This window comes from Leyella stercorea, from assembly GCF_021531355.1.
Classification (GTDB): domain Bacteria; phylum Bacteroidota; class Bacteroidia; order Bacteroidales; family Bacteroidaceae; genus Prevotella.
Map to the genome: position 1 here is coordinate 1 of NZ_JADYTS010000189.1, position 729 is coordinate 729.

Consider the following 729-nt stretch of genomic DNA (forward strand, 5'->3'; position numbering starts at 1 on the left):
CAGGAAGACGCTGTAACTTCTTGATTATAAAGTCTGATTTCACTCCCTTTACCATTGCAACCAGCGTACCCTTCCTCCCGTGTCCGTCCTTATTGGTCACAATTGTGTACAATTCTCCATTGCTCAGTGAAGACTCGTCTATGGCAAGATGTTCACCGAGGTTGCAGGCATAAAGCGTAAACTCCTCTGAATGTTTTTTCTGATTCCAGGAGTGAAATCCGCTCAGATGGTTCTTGTAGTAGTCATTTAGGACATTTGCCTTCAAATGCGTAAACTCTGCTACACTCTTGATGCTCACTGCATGGGTATCAAGGTAATTCTTTTAAAAAAGCTCCGAACTCAGCGGTAATTCTGGTTCCAGATGCAACAAGATTCCAATCGCGACTGTAGCTCTTGCCGGTAGACTTGTCAAGCCATCTGCGTCGCTTTATTCTGAAATACATGGTATGGTCACGGACGGGAAAGTCTGTAACTGTTATTGGCTTGTGGAAGCCATTGGAAATTAAAGGAAGGTCTTGTAAGTTTTCAGGCACAATATCTTTCTCAACTAAGACCAACATAAAATAATCTCCCATGTTGGAAGCTTCTGTTATGTCGAAATAGTCAAGGAGTCCTGCGGGAAGAAACAAGGACAATACGGACTTGTAATCTATGGGCTGAGTTCTATTCATGACGCAAAGATAAACAATAATATTGGATTGTTAAAAACACAACAATATTATTTGATCC

1 protein-coding gene and 1 pseudogene are annotated in these 729 nt (G+C 41.4%); both read right to left on the bottom strand.

What is annotated here, in order from left to right; genetic code table 11:
- Positions 1-298 (bottom strand): annotated as a pseudogene (locus I6E38_RS15000) (ISAon1 family transposase); the annotation flags it as partial.
- 10 nt (positions 299-308) lie between these two features.
- A complete protein-coding gene (locus I6E38_RS15005) occupies positions 309-671 on the bottom strand; it encodes an ISAon1 family transposase N-terminal region protein (protein WP_007897329.1) in 363 nt (120 codons plus the stop codon).
- Positions 672-729 lie beyond the last annotated feature (58 nt).